The organism is Methanobrevibacter filiformis (assembly GCF_001639265.1).
In the GTDB taxonomy this organism is placed as follows: Archaea; Methanobacteriota; Methanobacteria; order Methanobacteriales; family Methanobacteriaceae; genus Methanacia; species Methanacia filiformis.
Map to the genome: position 1 here is coordinate 1 of NZ_LWMT01000243.1, position 17,379 is coordinate 17,379.

Genomic DNA, 17,379 nt, shown 5'->3' on the forward strand with positions numbered 1-17,379 from the left:
TCTAACAACTCTTCATTTTCATTATTCATAGAGTTAAGAAGAAAAAGAGTCTTAAAATGATTCACACTTTCTCCATCATCTAATGCGCGAACCATTCTTTCCAAATCACAACACAAAAGCTCTTTATTAAAAGGACTATTAATATTAAAATTAAGACCTTCCTTCCACAAATCACTAAAATCCCCACGAACAACAGACCTCAAATAATCAAAATCAACACTAAACTTACCACTACTCTCCCAAACATTCAACTTCTTCAACACAAACCTAAAACACTTACGAATACTACTATTAAAACTCATAAAAAAATATATAAACAATCAAACATAAATAAAAATACCAAAGAAAAAAAATAATACATATAAAAAGAAAATTATTAAATACGAATCCTCATTAATATATAACTTATTAAGATATTAAGATTTGTATATATTTATAATTATAATTAACTTAATTAATGGAGGTTAAAATCATGATGATTGAATTAGATTTGCAACATTTTTGTTGTGGTCCTAAAGGATGCGAAATCGAAATAACCTACGGCGAAATGATGGATGCAGAGTAGATTTTATCTATTATATTTTTATTATTTACATTTTATTTTAAGCTTATTTTTTTCATTTATTAGTTGTGTTCTTTTATCTATATCATTGTTTTATCTAGTAGTCCATTATTGTAATTCTTATTCTTATTTTAATTATTATTTGCCTCAATGTTTTGGATTGGTAATTGTATATTTTTTATTATTACTATCTACTTTTTCAGTATTATCTGAATTAAATAATTGATTTAGTCATGTCCTTTAATTTTGTATTTTAATTAAGTTTATATAACAATAGTTATAAAACAATTGTTATATTGATTATAATCCTCATTATTATTAAGGAGTTATAATTAAATATTTAATTCAATTTATTTATAATTTTAATTATATTATTAAGTTGAAAATTAATTCAAAAAAATATTAGGTGATTTTATGGTATTAATTGTTGGATCTGGAGTAGGTGGAGCTATACTTGGTATGGAACTTGCAAAAGCTAATATTCCAGTTACTATTGTTGAAAAAGGACCTTTTTGTGATACTGGAGACGCATCAAAATATTATGATGAGTCTGATGAAGGAATTGATCTTTTAAGAACAACTTGTGTTGGGGGATCAAGTGTTGTTGCGGCTGGAAATGCAGTTAGACTTCTTGAAGATGAATTGAAGGAATATGGTGTAGATATATCTAAGGAATTGGATGAAGTTGAAGAATTACTTGATGTTCACCAATTAGATGACTCACATTTTGGAGAGGGTACCAAAAAATTCATAGAAGCTGCAAAAGCAATAGGGCTTGATGTTATTAAAATGCCTAAATTTATAAGGGAAGAAGATTGTGTTATTTGCGGTAAATGTGCATGGGGTTGCCCATCTAATGCTAAATGGACATCACAAGATTTTGTTAAGATAGCTATTGAAAATGGTGCTGAATTAATTGACAATACTGAAGTTGTGGACTTAATAATTAAAGATAGTGCTGTTACTGGTGTTAAAGTTAAATCTTATGATGAATCTGGAAATATTAAAGGTGAAAGTGAATTGTACTCTGATAAAGTGGTTTTAGCTGCTGGGGCGATTAATTCAGCTATTTTGCTTCAAAATATAGGTATTAAAGCAGGTGAAAAATTATTTGTAGATCCATTTGTCAGTGTTGGAGGAGCTATAAAAGATATTAACTTCAATAGTGAAGTAACAATGAATGCTCTTGTTAAAGGGCGAAATTTTGTTCTTGCACCCCATTATTCAATGTTTATTGATGAAAATACTGAGGGAGATGCTATAAAGAAAGAAGACATTTTAAGCATAATGGTGAAAGTTCCAGATGATTCTGAAGGAAAAATCGTTGATGGTAAGGTTTTCAAACAAAATACTATTAAAGATGTTAGATTCATTGCAGAAGGTGCAGCTACAGCAGGTGCAATTTTAGTTAATGCAGGAGTTGATCCTAAAACCATTACATCTACCCATTTAAGAGCAGCACACCCTGGAGGCACTGCAGCTATTGGTGAAATTGTTGACACTAATCTTGAAAGCGAAATTAAAGGACTATATCTTTCAGATGCAAGTGTTATTCCAAAAGCACCTGGAGCACCTCCAATTATTGCTATTTTAGCATTATCTAAAAGATTATCTAAATATTTAATCGAAAATAATAGTTAATTCCTGTCTTAATAATAGCTATTGATATATTATTAGCTATTATTAAAATTATTTTTTATTAAACTATATTAATTAATAATTTCATATAATGATATACTATTTTTTTTATTTTTTTTATTTTAATTTGAAATGTTAATTAATTAAGTATAATAGGAGATGATATTTATCTTAAATAATAAATTTAAGAAAATTTTAATAGCTATTTTAATTTTGTCTGTTTTTATGGTTTCATTTCATGGTGTTTCTGCAGCTGGAACCACAGAAACAACAAACATTACTACACTTATTAAAAATGTCCCAAAAATAACTACTTTAAAATGGAAAACAGGTGGTGATGTTAAAAAAAATTATGCAATTAAAAAATCTATTCCTAAATCTAAGCTTGTAAATAAAGTTGTGAAAGATGCTAAATATGGAACTCCAATTGTACGGTTTGGAAATGGCAGTGGTAAAAAAGTTTTTATTGTAGCAGGAGTTCATGGAAATGAAATAGCGTCTCAAATAGCTGCACTAAAACTCATTCAAACATTAGAAAAGAAAAAATATGTTAAAGGAACTATATATATAATTCCATTTACAGCACCATGGGTAACTGCCCACAATTCACGCTTTTATAAAGGTAAAAATCTTAATAGTGTGGCTAATGAGAAAAATACTGTTACAAACAAAATTATTAACTTAGCTAAGAATTATAAAGTTGTTGCTGTAGGAGATTTTCACTGTACGCAGCCAGGTGGTGTTCCTGGAAGAAACATAATATTGGGTACTAAAATACCAAATTTAAGCAGTGCTAATATGGCTAAAGGAATAGCTAAAATAGTAAATATGCCTTATAAAAATGAAAAATATGCTGCAGTTTCATATCCTGGTGCATTAGAGGATAACTTAAGTGTTAGGGGAATACCTGCAGTTACATGTGAGGTAAAGATTCCTCATGGTACAATTAATAAAAAAGCAACTGCTTTATCGCTTCGCCAAATGAATGGATTTTTAAAATACAATAAACTACTTTAAATACAATTACTTTAAACACAATAAACTACTTTAAATACAATTACTTTAAACACAATAAACTATTTTAAAATTATTAGTTAATTGGTATCGATAATATTTTTATAAAAAAATAATTTTAAAAGTAATCTAATAATATTAATCTATATGCCAGATATAGGTTAACTAAATTGTTGATCAATGTCTTTTTCATTAATTAGTCTTTCACAATAATGGCATCTAAGTAATATAGGTGATTTCTTAATCAAGTGAAATTTAGATTCTATTGGTTCATCTGCATTACTAATGCAATTTGGATTAGTACATTTTAATATGGAGTCCAATTCACTCATAAATTTTATTTTATCTTTGGCGATTATTTTATAATCCCTTACAATGTTTATTGTGGCTTTAGGTGCTATTAGTGCTACTTGTTTAAGTTCTTTTGTTTCCAATTCTCTGTTTTCTATTTTAACTATGTCTTTTTTAGAACCTGCTATTTTAGATGGAACATTCATAGCTAGGGATAAATTTGTATCTTCATTGGGGAGGTTTAATATCTTAAGAACATATAATGATTTGTTAGATGTTATATGGTCAATAACAGTACCATTTTTGATTGGTTTTACTTTAAGCTCAGGCTTAGACATATGTTACTTTTTATTATAATGTTTATTTAAACTTTTTCATAACTTTAAACTCTTATAATTTTATATGAAATTATTATAATATTCTTGTTTATTAAAACTAATCATTTCAAAAATAAAAAAATTAAAAATTTATTTTATTATTTTATAAATAGTTCCACGAATTTTGCATATACTGGTCTTGTAATGAATACTCCAACAAGTACTCCAATAATGGTTGTAAATGCGAAACCTGCTAATGTTCCAATACCACTTGATCCTCTTGCAAAACCTACATAAGCAAGTGGAAGCATTGCAGCAATCAATGTTCCAGCTGAAGCGAAAACAATAAATAGTGCATTTTTAACACTCATTTTTGTTCTTATTCTTCTTCTTTTTCCTTCTTTTTTATCATCTAATACTTCATCAGTAATAATGATCTGATCGTCTACTCCTGTTCCAAGGGATGCAATAAGTCCTACAATAGCTGAAAGATCTATATTCCAGTTTATAACAGATGCTATTCCCATAACAACTAAAACTTCTGAAACACTTGTAATCACAATAGGAATAACAAGTATTGGTTTTTTGTATCTAATGAATACAACTAAAGATATAATGATTAATGCAGCTATTCCTGCAATTAATGCACCTTTAAGGAATTCTTGACCTAACTCTGCTGAAACTGTGCTGGCACCAATGACTTTTATTTTTACAGGTAATGACCCTGTTTTTAAAACTGTGTATACTTGTTGGGACTGATTTTTAGCCTCATCATAGCTATCTCCACCACCAGAAACACTTAAATCTGTAGTTGGTTCACCACTTGCAAGCTCTGGGGCAAGAGACGGAGGATTATTGTCAATTAATTTACCATCAAGGTACATATAAACTTTTTCATTTGCTTTTCCTTCTACAGCTTTTGCAAAGTCTTTAGCTCCTTGTGTTGTTAATTTAAAAGGGACTTGCCAACTTGTATCAGTAATCTCTGCAGTATCAACACTTGCAACACTTACACCCGTTAGTACAGTTTCATTATTAATTTTAGCTTCAAATTTACCAGGATTTCCAATTAATTTTTCGACCTCTGATGGGGTCACACCTGCCATTTCGACAACTACAAGCTGATCACCACTAGATCTAACTTTAACATCTTGAACTCCATAAATATTAAGTCTTTTGTCAATAACAGCAGTCACAACATCCATGGTTGCCTTATCAACTGGTTTTTCAAGTTGTAATTGTATTAATGATCCACCTTTTAAATCTAAACCCTGATCCAGACCAAGAACACTTATACTTGCAATGGCTGCAATCACAACGACTATAAGTAAGATAACTTGTTTATCTCGGATAAACTCAGAAAGCCCACCTTTTTTTCTTCGTTTACTCATGATTTACCCCCTTTTTCTTTTTTATATCGTTTTTGAAATCTGGATCCTATGTACCATCTTAAAAATCCAAGGTTCATAAGCCATGTTGCGATTATATCTGCTAAAAGACCTATGGTTAAAACAGCAGCTATGTCACTTAATGTATCTGCTTCAGGTATTAAAAATATTGTTACTATGTACAGAACAATCATAGAACCTATTGCTGCTGCAGACATTGTTAAACCAGTTTTCATAGCCTTCACAGTTCTTTCTTCAACAGTACCTTCTTTTTTCCTTAAAAGGCGTGTTGTAAGAAGAATATCTGTATCTACACTGTATCCAATGAGCATAAGCAATGCACCAACTGATGCAATTGAAAGAGGTATATGAAATAAAGACATTCCTCCAACAGCTATAATAATATCACAAAATGCTGCAAGTATAATTCCAATAGCAGGAACAGGTTCTCTAAATATTGCAAATACAGTTATTCCCATAAACAAAAATGCAAAACCTAATGCCCATATTATTTGTGTCATAGCTTCTTCACTTAAAACAGGACCTATTGAATTATAACTTACAATTTTTCCAGAGCCAGCAAGACCTTTTTCAAGTGCTGTTTGATTTAATTCGCTTCCAAGTTCTATGGTAACATCATTACCTGTGTTACTTATGATTTCAACATTATTGATGTTTAAGGATTCTACTAAATTTTTTTTAAGATCATCTGAAGAAACATGCTTATTCATTTTTAAATAAGCTATTGATCCTCCTTTAAGCTCTATTCCTTCGTCAATCCCATTTAAAGCTATTAATCCTCCTGCTAATATTGTTATAATAATAGGGATTGCGATTAATATCTTATACGAATTCATCATTTTTTTAATCAACTAAAGCACCATCATTATTTAGTACACTGATTTCGAAATTTAAGAAAATCTCTGATTTTAAACAAAATAAAAAATTTTTTCAAAATCATTTTAACCTATAAAATGTATTTAGGTATCTATGATAAGATTTTGCAAAATTTCTATTTTTTCAATTGAAGATTTAAAAATTAGATAAATATTTTTTTTATCTTTTTGCGAAACCAGCATCCAAATTTTAATAAATTTTAATAATATTTTCATGAATAATATATTTAAATATTATATTAATATAAATAATATTAATATAAATATTGTATTAAAAATTAACATGTTATCATAATAGTTAACTTAATAGATATTATATATATTTATATATCTGTAATTATATAAATAAATTTACATTTTTAATGAAAATTTTATAATTTGTAATATTCATTAATTCTTAAATTTAATATTCATAACTAATATTTGGTTATGGGGTTAAACCATAATGATTCAATCCATCAGTTTCATTAAATCCGCAGATTAAGTTCATATTATGAATAGCTTGACCTGATGCTCCTTTAACTAAATTATCAATAGCTGATACAATAACTATTCTTCCAGTTTCATCTACTTCAAAAGAACCTATGTGAGCATAGTTGGATCCACGAACTGAATTTAATTTTGGAATTTCATTATTTTCTAAAATTTTAACAAAAGGTTCATCTTTATATTGCTTTTTATATATTTTGATTAATTTTTCGGATGAAATATCATTATTTTCTCGTATAAAACTATGACTTGTAGTTAGTATTCCCCTAATCACTGGAACAAGATGGGGAGTAAATGATACTCTCACATTAGAAAATGCTTCAAGTTCCTGCTGGATTTCTGGCATGTGTCTATGACTTATAACATTGTAAGGATTAACATTATCACTTACATTTGGAAAATGGAAACTTTCGGATGGTGAAGCTCCTCCTCCACTTACTCCAGTTTTTGAGTCGATAACGATTCTATCAACTAGTTTTTTTTTAGATAATGGTATTGTAGCTAAAATAGCTCCTGTTGGAAAGCATCCTGGATTAGCTATTAAATTTGATTTTTTAATTTCTTCTCTATGGATTTCAGGAAGTCCATAAACAGCATCTAATTCTCCAGTGTGGGTTAATCCGTACCATTTTTCATAAGTAGAAATGTCTCTAAATCTATAATCTCCACTTAAGTCTATAACTTTAACTCCATTTTCAAGTAGCTTTGGAATAATTTTCATTGAAGCTCCATGGGGAGTAGCTGTAAATACTACATCTGCATCAATTGAGTCTGATTTTAAATCTTCAAAAATTAAATCAGAACCAATTAAGTTAGAGTGTACTTTACTAACATCCATGCCTTCATATTTTCGAGAACTTATACTTTTTACTTCTGCTTTGGGATGATTATGTATTAATCGTATTAATTCTCCACCTGTGTATCCACTAGCTCCAATAATAGCTATTTCTACCATATATTTGCCTCATTTATCTTTAAATTTATTTTAACTAATTTTTTAGCAGTCTTCGAATGTATTTTTCTTAAATTTTGTGTCTTTAATCTTCTTTATAATTTTGCAGGAACTATCTAATTTACTTATTTTGTAGTCCTGGACTCTAATTACATCAGCATTAATGGCATGTGATTTAAGATCGTTTTTTAGTTTATTGATATCATAGTTTTGATCTTGTCCAATAGCTATTATATCAGGGCTTATTTCATGAACAATTTTAAACATATTGTTTTCATAACCTAAATATGCTTCATCCACATATTTTAATAATTTTATCATTTCTAAACGCTGATTTTCATCAATTATTGGTACTCTTTTCTTTTTATAAACTGTTGAGTCTTTAGCAACAACTACTACTAATTTAGAGTTTTTTCCTCCTAATTCTTTAGCTTTTTTTAGGTAAAGTCCATGACCAGGATGGAGAATATCAAATGTTCCTGTTGCCATGACTATTTTTTCTTCTTTATTCATATAAATCAACAATTAATTAAATAGTATATTAATTAGTTAATAGTATATACTACTAGTTAATATCCAATAATTATTATTTAATAGTTAATATTCACTATTTAATTTTTCTCAGTTATTAATCAGTATTTTTATTAGCTAGTTATTTATTGTTTAGCTATTAGTTTAGCTATTAGTTTAGCTATTAGTTTAGCTATTAGTTTAGCTATTAGTTTAGCTATTTAGCTATTAGTTTAGCTATTAGTTAGCTTTTTAGCTACTATTAATCACTCATTTTAAAATATTTTGATATTTCAAAGATTCTTTAAAGTTAATTTTGTTTTTATACAATGCTGAACCTATAACAATTCCTTGAACTCCTGTTTTTGATAGTTTTTCAATATCATTCAATGTTGTGATTCCTCCAGAGTAAACTATTGGAATATTAACAGTTTTTAGAAGCTCTAGAACAGGTTCGGTGTAGAAACCATTTAAAAGTCCTTCAACATCAACATTAGTAAACAGTATACTACCTGCTCCTAATTTTTCAAATTCTAAACTCACTTCAGCTGGTTTTTTACCTATTTTTTCTTTCCACCCTTTTATAACGACTTCAGAATCTTTACTATCTAAAGATACCATAATTCGCTCGGACCCATATTCTTTAGATAATTTAGCTATTATATCTTTATCTTCAAAAGCCATTGTTCCAATTATTAATCTTTCAATATCTAGATTTAATAATTCTTTCGCATATTTTATTGTTCTAATTCCTCCTCCAAGTTGAATAGGCACTGAAATTTCATCTAATATTTTTTTAATAGCTATTAAATTTGTTTTATTATCAATAGCTCCATCTAAATCAATCACATGGATTACATTAGCACCTTCGTCTTCCCACGATTTAGCAACTTTTTCAGGATTCTCAATTTGAATTTGTTCAGTTCCTGGTTTTCCTTGAACAAGTTGCACACATTTCCCATTTTTAATATCCACTGCAGGAATTATTATCATTTTATCTTTTTGAAATGACATTTTAATGCCTCTATAATTAGAATTAATCTTATGTAATTTAATAATAATTTGTAATTTAATAAGGAGCATATGTATTAATAACTTTAATAAGATTATATAAATTAATAATAATTTTAAAATTAATATGCTCCTTATGTTTAATATAAACAATATTTTATATATTAATATTTATAAGTATTTTATTACAATCCATATTTTATTATATTTTATTATAATTCCTATTTCACATTTACACATGTATTGATATTATAAAAATTTGATATTAACTTAATTTTTGAGATTAATTAGTTTTTAAGGGTTTTTGCACATGAAACGAGTAGCTTTAAAAGTTGGGTATATTGGAGATGATTTTCATGGTTTTCAAAGGCAACCTGAATTGAGAACTGTTGAAGGAGAGTTAATAGCCACACTTAAGAAATTAGATTTAATTGAAAGTTCTAAATCCAGTCGATTTGCAATTGCAGGGAGAACTGATAGGGGAGTTCATAGCTTGGGTAATGTAATAAGCTTTCAAACTGATAAAGAAGTTATTATTAATCAGATTAATCATAAATTGCCAGATGACATTAAATTACTTGCTAAAGCTCCAGTTAGATATGGATTTAAACCAAGATATGCTTTATTGAGGCAATATAGATATTTTCTTTTAAATGACTCTAATGTTATTTCAGATGATTTAAATATTGATTCAATTGTTAAAATAGCTAAATTATTTGAAGGAACTCATGATTTTACTAATTTTTCTAAAAGAAGTCAAAAAATAACAACACCTATGAGAAAAATAGAAAAAATTAACATTAAGTTATTAGAGAATTCCTCAGAGAATTTTAACTTACAAATAGATATTTTTGGTGAAAGCTTTTTATGGAATATGGTTAGGAAAATAATGAGAGTTTTTCAAGACTTCATTGAGCATAAGATTGAACTGAATGATATTAACGAACTATTTAATCCAAATAATATTGTTAATATGAAACTTTTGGCTCCAGAAAACCTAATTTTAATGGATATTGCTTATAACAATATTAATTTTCAATATGATGATTATGCAGTTGTTAGGTTTAAAAAAATACTAATTGAAAGAATTTTAAACTATAAAAATAAATCTGAGTTAACTAACCATATATTAAACAGTGTTGATGATTTAGGAAAGTTGTAGCCTCTTAATCATTTTCATTTAATTATTTTCATCTAATTATTTTCATCTTTGGTTTTGACTTGTACAAATTATATTAAAATAGCTGTTATATTAAAAATATTTTAAAAAATATTCAATTAAAAATCTTTTTTATACTTATTTAATCTAAAATTAAATTTTATTCATTCCTAATCTTATTTTTATGTTCTTATTTTCAATTTAAATGATAAAAACTTATTTATTTACTATAATACTATATATTTAAAGTAAATGATATTATATCATAATTTATTAATTAATGGATATTTATCAATTGGATAAATATTAATTTAAAATATATTATATTTTAACAGCTATCACTGTTAGTATGGCTTTTCATTGAGTTATCTATGAAATAAACAGCTGAATAATTTTAATTTAAGGAATGATTATCAATTGAATTTTAAAAAAAACCTAATTGTAGGTTATGATCATGGATTGAATGTTGGATTAGCTATTCTTGATTTAAATGGAAATCTACTTTTTCTAAATAGCTTTAAAGAAATTTCTAATTCAGAACTCATTGATACAATACATGACTATGGTAATGTTGTTTTGATAGGTGTAAATTCTACTCAAACTCCAAAAATAGTTGAAGAATTAGGAATCTCTCTAAATTCACCTATTTTCACACTTCAAGAAAACCAAGATGATCAAAACAATAAATTACCATCATCAAAACAAAAAATCTTGAATTCTTTTTTAAATAAAAAACAATTCATTAATGATAATGGAAAAAATGCATTGATCGGAGCTATTAGAGCATTTAATGAATATTCTCCTAAATTCGACAATCTTGAGAATAATTTTAACAGGTTAAAGTGTAATCTAAGTGGAAAGTTATTTGAAGATGAGGAATTTTTAATTGATAATGCTAAAGCTTTAGTAATTCAAAGTTTTTCAATTAATCTAGCTATTAACAAATCTTTAAAATCATTTTTAAATATTAATATTAATAATAATAATAATAATCACAATTGTTTTAATGAAAATATTCAAAATAACTCTCAAAAATTTCATAATCATCCTCTAAAATTTAAAGTGAACAAAAATAGCTATAATAGGAATTTATTTAATAAAAATCATAATTTCAAGATTAATAAAACAAATAAATTGCATACAGTTGATTCATTCAATAAAATCAGCACTGAGGATGATAAGGATGAATTTAATAAATGTAGTAAAGAATTGGATTTAAATAAATTAATTCAAGATTTTGAAAATGATTTAGATTATTTAAATAATAAATTAATTATTTATAAAAATAAACTCCAAAATAAAGATGAATTAATTAAAAATCTTGAAAATAAAAATAAAAGATTATTAGGATTTATAGAATTTAAAGATAATGAATTAAATAAGTTAAACTCTGAGACTAACAAGTTAAACTCTGAAGTTAATTTTTTAAATTCTAAGATTAACAAGCTAAATAATGATATTTCAAGAGATATTTTAAAAGAAAAAGAAGTAGCATCTAAAATTAGGTTATTAAAGTCAATTCAAGAAGAATTTTTAAAAGAAAGGAACCTTAGATTAAATTTAGAAAATAAACTAAACAGTAAAGTATTGTTTTCTGATTTTATGTTTTCTGAAACAGAAACTCCTATTAAAATCATAGAAACATTTACAAAAAAGGGTATTCGAGATGCTAATAGCTATTTTAAATTAGAAAGAAATGATATTATTTTATTATCTTCAACAAAAGGTGAAAAATCTAAAGCAGCGGAAATACTTGTAAAAATAGGGATTGGAGCTATTTTAACTTATGATGATTTAGAACATTCTGTAGAAAAAATATTTGAAAAAGAAGAAATAGATATTATTAAAATTACAAATGAACTTTTAAAGTATATTAAATTTTATGAAAACTTTGCTGTAATTGATTCTAATGTTCTAAACAGGGAACTTAAGAAATGAATAGAAATGTGCATATTAAAAATAATAGATAATTAATAGATAGATTTATTTCAAATAATAATATAATTAGTTAAATAATACAAATTGAATAACTAATATAAATCCTTGGATGTGAGGAAATGATGAAAATAGCTATAGTACTTGGGACAAGACCAGAAATTATTAAGATGTCACCTGTGATTGATGAAATAGAGTCACAGAATATTGAGCTAGTTTTAATTCATACTGGTCAACATTATGATAGTGAAATGTCAGATCAATTTTTTTTAGAGTTGGAATTACCAACACCTAATTTTAACATTGGTGTTGGCTCTGGATCCCATGGACAACAAACTGGAAAAATGATGGAAGGGATAGAAGAAGTATTAGTAGAAGAAAAACCCGATATGTTACTTGTTCAAGGAGATACTAATGCAGTTCTTGCTGGAGCTCTTGTTGCAAGTAAATTACACATTCCTGTTGGTCATGTCGAAGCAGGACTTCGCTCTTTTGATGATACTATGCCTGAAGAAATTAATAGGAAAACAGCTGATATTTGTTCTAATTTATATTTCGTTCCAACTACTCAATCGGCTATTAACTTAGCCATTGAAGGAATTTCAAGATATAAAATAGCTATCACTGGAAATACTGTTGTAGATGCATGTTTTAGAAACTTAAAAATAGCTGAAAAAAGATTAAAATCTGCAGTTTCATCAGATTTACAAAATCTTTTAGATTTAGATAATATTTTAACTTTAACAATGCACAGAGCAGAAAATGTTGATAATAAAGAAAGAGTAATTAATATAATTAATGCATTAGAACAATTAAAAGATTTAAATATTATATTCCCAATTCATCCAAGAACTGCAAATCGTTTAAAAGAATTTAATCTTTTTGATAAATTAAAAAATCTTGAAAATGTTCATTTAATTAAGCCAGTAGGATACTTAGATTTTTTACTTCTTCAATCAAAGTCATTATTAATTTTAACTGATTCTGGAGGTTTGCAAGAAGAAGCCATTACTTTAAATATTCCAGCTTTAACTTTGAGGTATAATACTGAACGTCCAGAAACAGTATCTGAAGGAGGAAATATATTAGTTGGGTCAAACACAGAAAATATTGTAAAAATGGCAAATAAGATTTTAAATAACAAAGATTTTTCAGATAAAATGAAATCAGCAAAAAATCCATATGGGGATGGGGATTCTGGAAAACAAATAATTGATATTATTCTAAATAGTTATAATAACGGAAAACTTAAAATAGATTCTCCAAGTGATATAATGATTAATTCATCATCAAAAATAGCCGTTATAAATGAAGATACGACTGTTTCTGATTTTGAAAAAGAAAATAATGCTTTAATCCAAATAATTTACAATAAAAATGATATTGAATTCCCAGAAGACAATATAAATTTAAAAGACAAATTTATTTTATATTCTAGTTAATCATTATTAGGTATTAAATATCTCCATAAAAATATTACTATTATTATTAATAGTATTATTAGTATTAATAGTATTATTAGTATTAATATTATTATTAGTATTATTATTAGTATTATTATTAGTATTATTATTAGTATTATTATTAGTATTATTATGGTATTTAATTGTTTTAATTAAGATATTATAATTAACTTTTCATGGTATTTTTAAAATGAAGCTCTCTAATGACATTTTTGATGAATCCATTTTAGTTTTTGAATATTACACTGCTTCAGGAATTGAGGATCCAGGGATAATTTCTGAAGCAAAAGCTTTGATAATAGGTCTTTTAAATGATCTTAAAGGACTAAATGTTAGTTTATTAATTTCTCCAAAATTTAAAGATATTTTAAATGTTTTTGATGATGTAAATATCATATTTTCGGATGAAAAATTAAAAAATTGGCTATCTTCAAATATCAATAACTTTGATAGTTGTATGTTCATTTCTGCTGAAGAAAATATGAATCTGTATAATTTAACTAAATTAATAGAAGAAAATAATGTTAAAATTTATGGATCAAGTTCAGATGCTTCTTTAATCGCATCAAATAAATATAAAACATTTAAAAAACTTGAAAATATAGTAAAACAACCTAAAACCTTTAAAATAGTCATAAATGAGAATATAGATAATTTTAATAGTTGTAATGATATTGTTAATATAGATAATTTTAATAGTTGTAATGATATTGTTAATATAGATAATTTTAATAGTTGTAATGATTTGGAGATATTCATTAAAAGTATTTTTAATGGTTTTGATATTGGAAATAATTTTAAATTAATAGCTAAACCTATTAATGGAGTTGATTGCCAAGATATAGTTTTATTATCCTCATTAAATGATGTAAAAAATTTAAAAAACACATTTGATAATGGTTCAAATGTTTTAATTCAAGAATTTATAGAAGGAGATGTTGTCAGCGTTAGCTTAATAGCTAATGATAAAATAGCTATTCCAATTAGTTTAAATAAGCAATATATTCATTTAGATGAAGATGATTGTGAGTATGTTGGTGGAATGTTACCGTATGATCATGAATTAAAAAATTTGGCTTTTGAAGTTTCTAAAATGGCTGTAGAAAGTATTAAAGGTCTTAAAGGATTCATTGGGGTTGATCTAATATTAACTGACTCCTGTGCTTATTTTTTAGAGATTAATTCCAGGTTTACAACTCCTTATGTTGGACTTCAAAAAATAGCTAATTTTAATATTGGGAAAACAATAATTAAACTTTTAAATAATGAGTTATCTATGTTATATTTTGATAATATAAATTTTGAAAATAAAGTGGAATTTACTAAAAAAGGTAATGAATTATTAATTAGAAATATTTAATAATTAGCACTGATTTCGAAGAGTTAATAATGATTTAAGTGTTTATGAATAGATTTTGCAAAATTTTTTATTCTTTTTAAATCGAAACTTTGAAGGTTAGATAAAGATTTATCTTTTATTTTTTGCGAAATCACTGTAAATTAAATGATGGTTTTAATATGAAAATAGCAGGTTTTGACATTGGCGGTGCAAATACGGATTTAGCTATTGTTGATTTCAATAATAGCACATTTAAATCTAATGAAAATATCTCGACTAACTTTGAATATCTTCCAATGTGGAGTAATTATGAAGATTTAGGAGATACTTTACTAAATTTAATAGAAAATACTGGAGATTTAGGGTCTATTGATGCGATTGGGATTTCAATGACTGCTGAACTTGTAGATGCTTATGCAACGAAAAAAGAAGGTGTTTTAGACATAGTTAAACGATCAATGGATTCATTGGATAAACCGATTTATTTTATTGGGCTAAATGGAGTTTTAACATATGATGAACTTGTTAAAAATCCTTTAAAAATAGCTGCTGCTAATTGGGTAGCAACATCTCATTTTATAAGTAATATCGATGGAAATTGTGTATTTGTTGATACTGGAAGTACAACTACTGACATCATTCCTATTAAAAATGGAAAAGAATGTGCTAAAGGTAGATCTGATTTTGAAAGATTATCTACTGGTGAATTAGTTTATACTGGAACACTTAGGACTAATTTAGCAACATTTATAGATTCTATTCATTTAAATGGTAACAATTATACTGTTGCATCTGAATTATTTGCAACAACTGCAGATATTTATAATGTTTTAGATAAGATAGATATTGAAGATTATAGTTGTGCTACATCTGACGGTAATGGTAAGTCTATTGAAGAATCCATGATTAGGATTTCAAGAATTCTTTGTGCCGACTTGGATATTTTGTCTAAAGAAGATATTATAAGAATAGCTAATTATTGTTATAAAAAACAGGTTGAACAAATAGCTATTGGGTTGAATAAGGTGATCCAAAGGGAAAATATCGAAACTGTAATTACAACTGGTTTAGGTGGGGATATTTTGGCATTTGAAGCTGCTAAATCATTAAATTTTAAAGTTAAAAAAATAACTGACATTATTTCTCATGAACAATCAGTTGTAGCTCCTGCTATTGGAACAGCAATCATGGTTGAAAAATACTTAAATGATTTATAAATCATGAACATTATATTGAATAATTAAATATCATTGGAATAATAATTACAGTTAAATTTATATCTAATGATGTATATAGTTACACTATTGTGTATTATTAATTTATTAACATATCTTTGTTTAATATTGCCATCATGATATAATCTACTAAATATTTATAAACTGACTTATTGTATTGTACAAATGCAATAACATTTATTTTAAATATTATTATTTAACTAATCATGATATCATAGTCACAGACATATGGATTATATATTTTTAATTGAAGGTATTTTATGACTAACTTTAAAATTATTGGATTAGTAGTGTTGATTATCTTAGCTATTTTCGCACTTTATGGGATTTTTAATGCTCCTCCTGAAATCACACAAATTGGATCACAAAGTATTGGTTATGTGGATAAGGTTATATATTCTCATCATCCAAATGCTTCAGCTAAAATAGCTATTATTACTCATATGCATTCTCGTGAGAATCTTTCTTCAAATGCTTTAGAAGAAGTAGTTAGAAAAAGCGGTTTAAATGATGTTGAAATTGTTAATTATAATGTTACAGTTTTAGAATCAGCCCAAGAATTTTATCAAGGTAGACTTAATGGTGAAAAATTAGTAAGGGATTATGTAGTTCCTGATATAAATAATTCTGACTTTGATTTGGTTATAATTGCTCATGACCATGAAAAAGGATATGGTGATGGTTTTTATATAGCTACTCCAAATATGGATCCCCTATCTGTAAACTTAGCTGAAAAAGTAAAAGTAAATTTGCCTGATTTTAATTATTATCAACGTTCACAAACTAGGAATCCTACAAGTACATCAATTTTAGGAGTAAATAAACATATAATTGATACTGGAACTCCAGTTTTTGTCTATGAGGCTCCTGAATGGCTAAGTTACGCTGAGGTATTTTCTAAATCTGATGAATTGGTAAAAGCAGCAATTGCAATAATACAATAATTAGATAACACATTAACAATACAGTAAATGGGCATACAATAATCAGTAAATCGGCATACAATAGTATCAAGTATGATCCATCATTTCTCATTATGTTAATTTTTTAATTTATATAGGGGATGTCCCATAATTCTATAAGTCGTTGAAAATCTATTTAATTAATTTTTAAGCGTTTTAACTAAATATATAGTAAAACAAAGTTATTTTAATCATTTTTAAATATAATATGTTTTCAT

Annotated in this window: 15 protein-coding genes; 8 read left to right on the top strand and 7 right to left on the bottom strand. The window is 26.3% G+C overall.

The annotated features are described in order from the left end of the window. Positions 1 to 302 (bottom strand): hypothetical protein (locus MBFIL_RS06895; RefSeq protein ID WP_157078627.1); only part of this gene is annotated, 302 nt, incomplete at its 3' end. Between the two features lie 674 nt (positions 303 to 976). Here MBFIL_RS06895 and MBFIL_RS06900 point away from each other — a divergent pair. Together MBFIL_RS06900 and MBFIL_RS06905 are read left to right on the top strand one after the other, a co-directional pair. Next, entirely contained in the window at positions 977 to 2,203 is a 1,227-nt protein-coding gene (locus MBFIL_RS06900) for an FAD-dependent oxidoreductase (RefSeq protein WP_066972925.1), read from the top strand. A 222-nt stretch (positions 2,204 to 2,425) separates the two neighbouring features. Continuing rightward, positions 2,426 to 3,217, top strand: a complete 792-nt coding sequence (locus MBFIL_RS06905; protein ID WP_211261734.1) for a succinylglutamate desuccinylase/aspartoacylase domain-containing protein — start codon at positions 2,426 to 2,428, stop codon at positions 3,215 to 3,217. Positions 3,218 to 3,375: 158 nt separating this feature from the next. On the opposite strand, the gene pyrI is transcribed toward MBFIL_RS06905, so the two are convergent. The 6 genes from pyrI to hisA form a co-directional block, all read right to left on the bottom strand. Further along, on the bottom strand, positions 3,376 to 3,843 hold the full coding sequence (gene pyrI, locus MBFIL_RS06910) for an aspartate carbamoyltransferase regulatory subunit (protein WP_066972926.1): 468 nt from the start codon (positions 3,841 to 3,843) through the stop codon (positions 3,376 to 3,378). A gap of 137 nt (positions 3,844 to 3,980) precedes the next feature. Further along, positions 3,981 to 5,213 (bottom strand): preprotein translocase subunit SecD, encoded by a 1,233-nt coding sequence (locus MBFIL_RS06915; RefSeq protein ID WP_066972928.1) that lies wholly within the window; start codon positions 5,211 to 5,213, stop codon positions 3,981 to 3,983. Further along, positions 5,210 to 6,082 carry a protein translocase subunit SecF gene (locus tag MBFIL_RS06920; RefSeq protein ID WP_245637474.1) on the bottom strand — a complete coding sequence of 291 codons (873 nt, stop codon included), beginning with the start codon at positions 6,080 to 6,082 and terminating at the stop codon, positions 5,210 to 5,212. The genes MBFIL_RS06915 and MBFIL_RS06920 overlap by 4 nt, the downstream gene beginning before the upstream one ends. A gap of 451 nt (positions 6,083 to 6,533) precedes the next feature. After that, positions 6,534 to 7,550 (bottom strand): N-acetyl-gamma-glutamyl-phosphate reductase, encoded by a 1,017-nt coding sequence (gene argC, locus MBFIL_RS06925; protein WP_066972930.1) that lies wholly within the window; start codon positions 7,548 to 7,550, stop codon positions 6,534 to 6,536. 42 nt (positions 7,551 to 7,592) lie between these two features. After that, on the bottom strand, positions 7,593 to 8,060 hold the full coding sequence (locus MBFIL_RS06930) for an adenylyltransferase/cytidyltransferase family protein (RefSeq protein ID WP_157078715.1): 468 nt from the start codon (positions 8,058 to 8,060) through the stop codon (positions 7,593 to 7,595). Positions 8,061 to 8,327: 267 nt separating this feature from the next. After that, positions 8,328 to 9,071, bottom strand: a complete 744-nt coding sequence (gene hisA, locus MBFIL_RS06935) for a 1-(5-phosphoribosyl)-5-[(5-phosphoribosylamino)methylideneamino]imidazole-4-carboxamide isomerase (protein ID WP_066972932.1) — start codon at positions 9,069 to 9,071, stop codon at positions 8,328 to 8,330. A gap of 307 nt (positions 9,072 to 9,378) precedes the next feature. Between hisA and truA the strand changes: the two genes are divergently transcribed. The 6 genes from truA to MBFIL_RS06965 all read left to right on the top strand — a co-directional run bounded on the left by truA (position 9,379) and on the right by MBFIL_RS06965 (position 17,143). Then, on the top strand, positions 9,379 to 10,230 hold the full coding sequence (truA, locus tag MBFIL_RS06940) for a tRNA pseudouridine(38-40) synthase TruA (protein ID WP_066972934.1): 852 nt from the start codon (positions 9,379 to 9,381) through the stop codon (positions 10,228 to 10,230). Positions 10,231 to 10,644: 414 nt separating this feature from the next. Then, positions 10,645 to 12,165, top strand: a complete 1,521-nt coding sequence (locus MBFIL_RS06945; RefSeq protein ID WP_066972936.1) for a DUF460 domain-containing protein — start codon at positions 10,645 to 10,647, stop codon at positions 12,163 to 12,165. 122 nt (positions 12,166 to 12,287) lie between these two features. Continuing rightward, positions 12,288 to 13,604 (top strand): non-hydrolyzing UDP-N-acetylglucosamine 2-epimerase, encoded by a 1,317-nt coding sequence (gene wecB, locus MBFIL_RS06950; RefSeq protein WP_066972938.1) that lies wholly within the window; start codon positions 12,288 to 12,290, stop codon positions 13,602 to 13,604. Between the two features lie 211 nt (positions 13,605 to 13,815). After that, positions 13,816 to 14,985: an ATP-grasp domain-containing protein gene (locus tag MBFIL_RS06955; protein WP_066972940.1), complete on the top strand. Its 1,170-nt coding sequence runs from the start codon at positions 13,816 to 13,818 to the stop codon at positions 14,983 to 14,985. 158 nt (positions 14,986 to 15,143) lie between these two features. Continuing rightward, complete coding sequence (locus tag MBFIL_RS06960) at positions 15,144 to 16,181, top strand: hydantoinase/oxoprolinase family protein (protein WP_066972943.1); 1,038 nt, start codon at positions 15,144 to 15,146, stop codon at positions 16,179 to 16,181. 278 nt (positions 16,182 to 16,459) lie between these two features. After that, a complete protein-coding gene (locus MBFIL_RS06965; RefSeq protein WP_066972945.1) occupies positions 16,460 to 17,143 on the top strand; it encodes a hypothetical protein in 684 nt (227 codons plus the stop codon). The last annotated feature ends 236 nt before the right edge of the window (positions 17,144 to 17,379 follow it).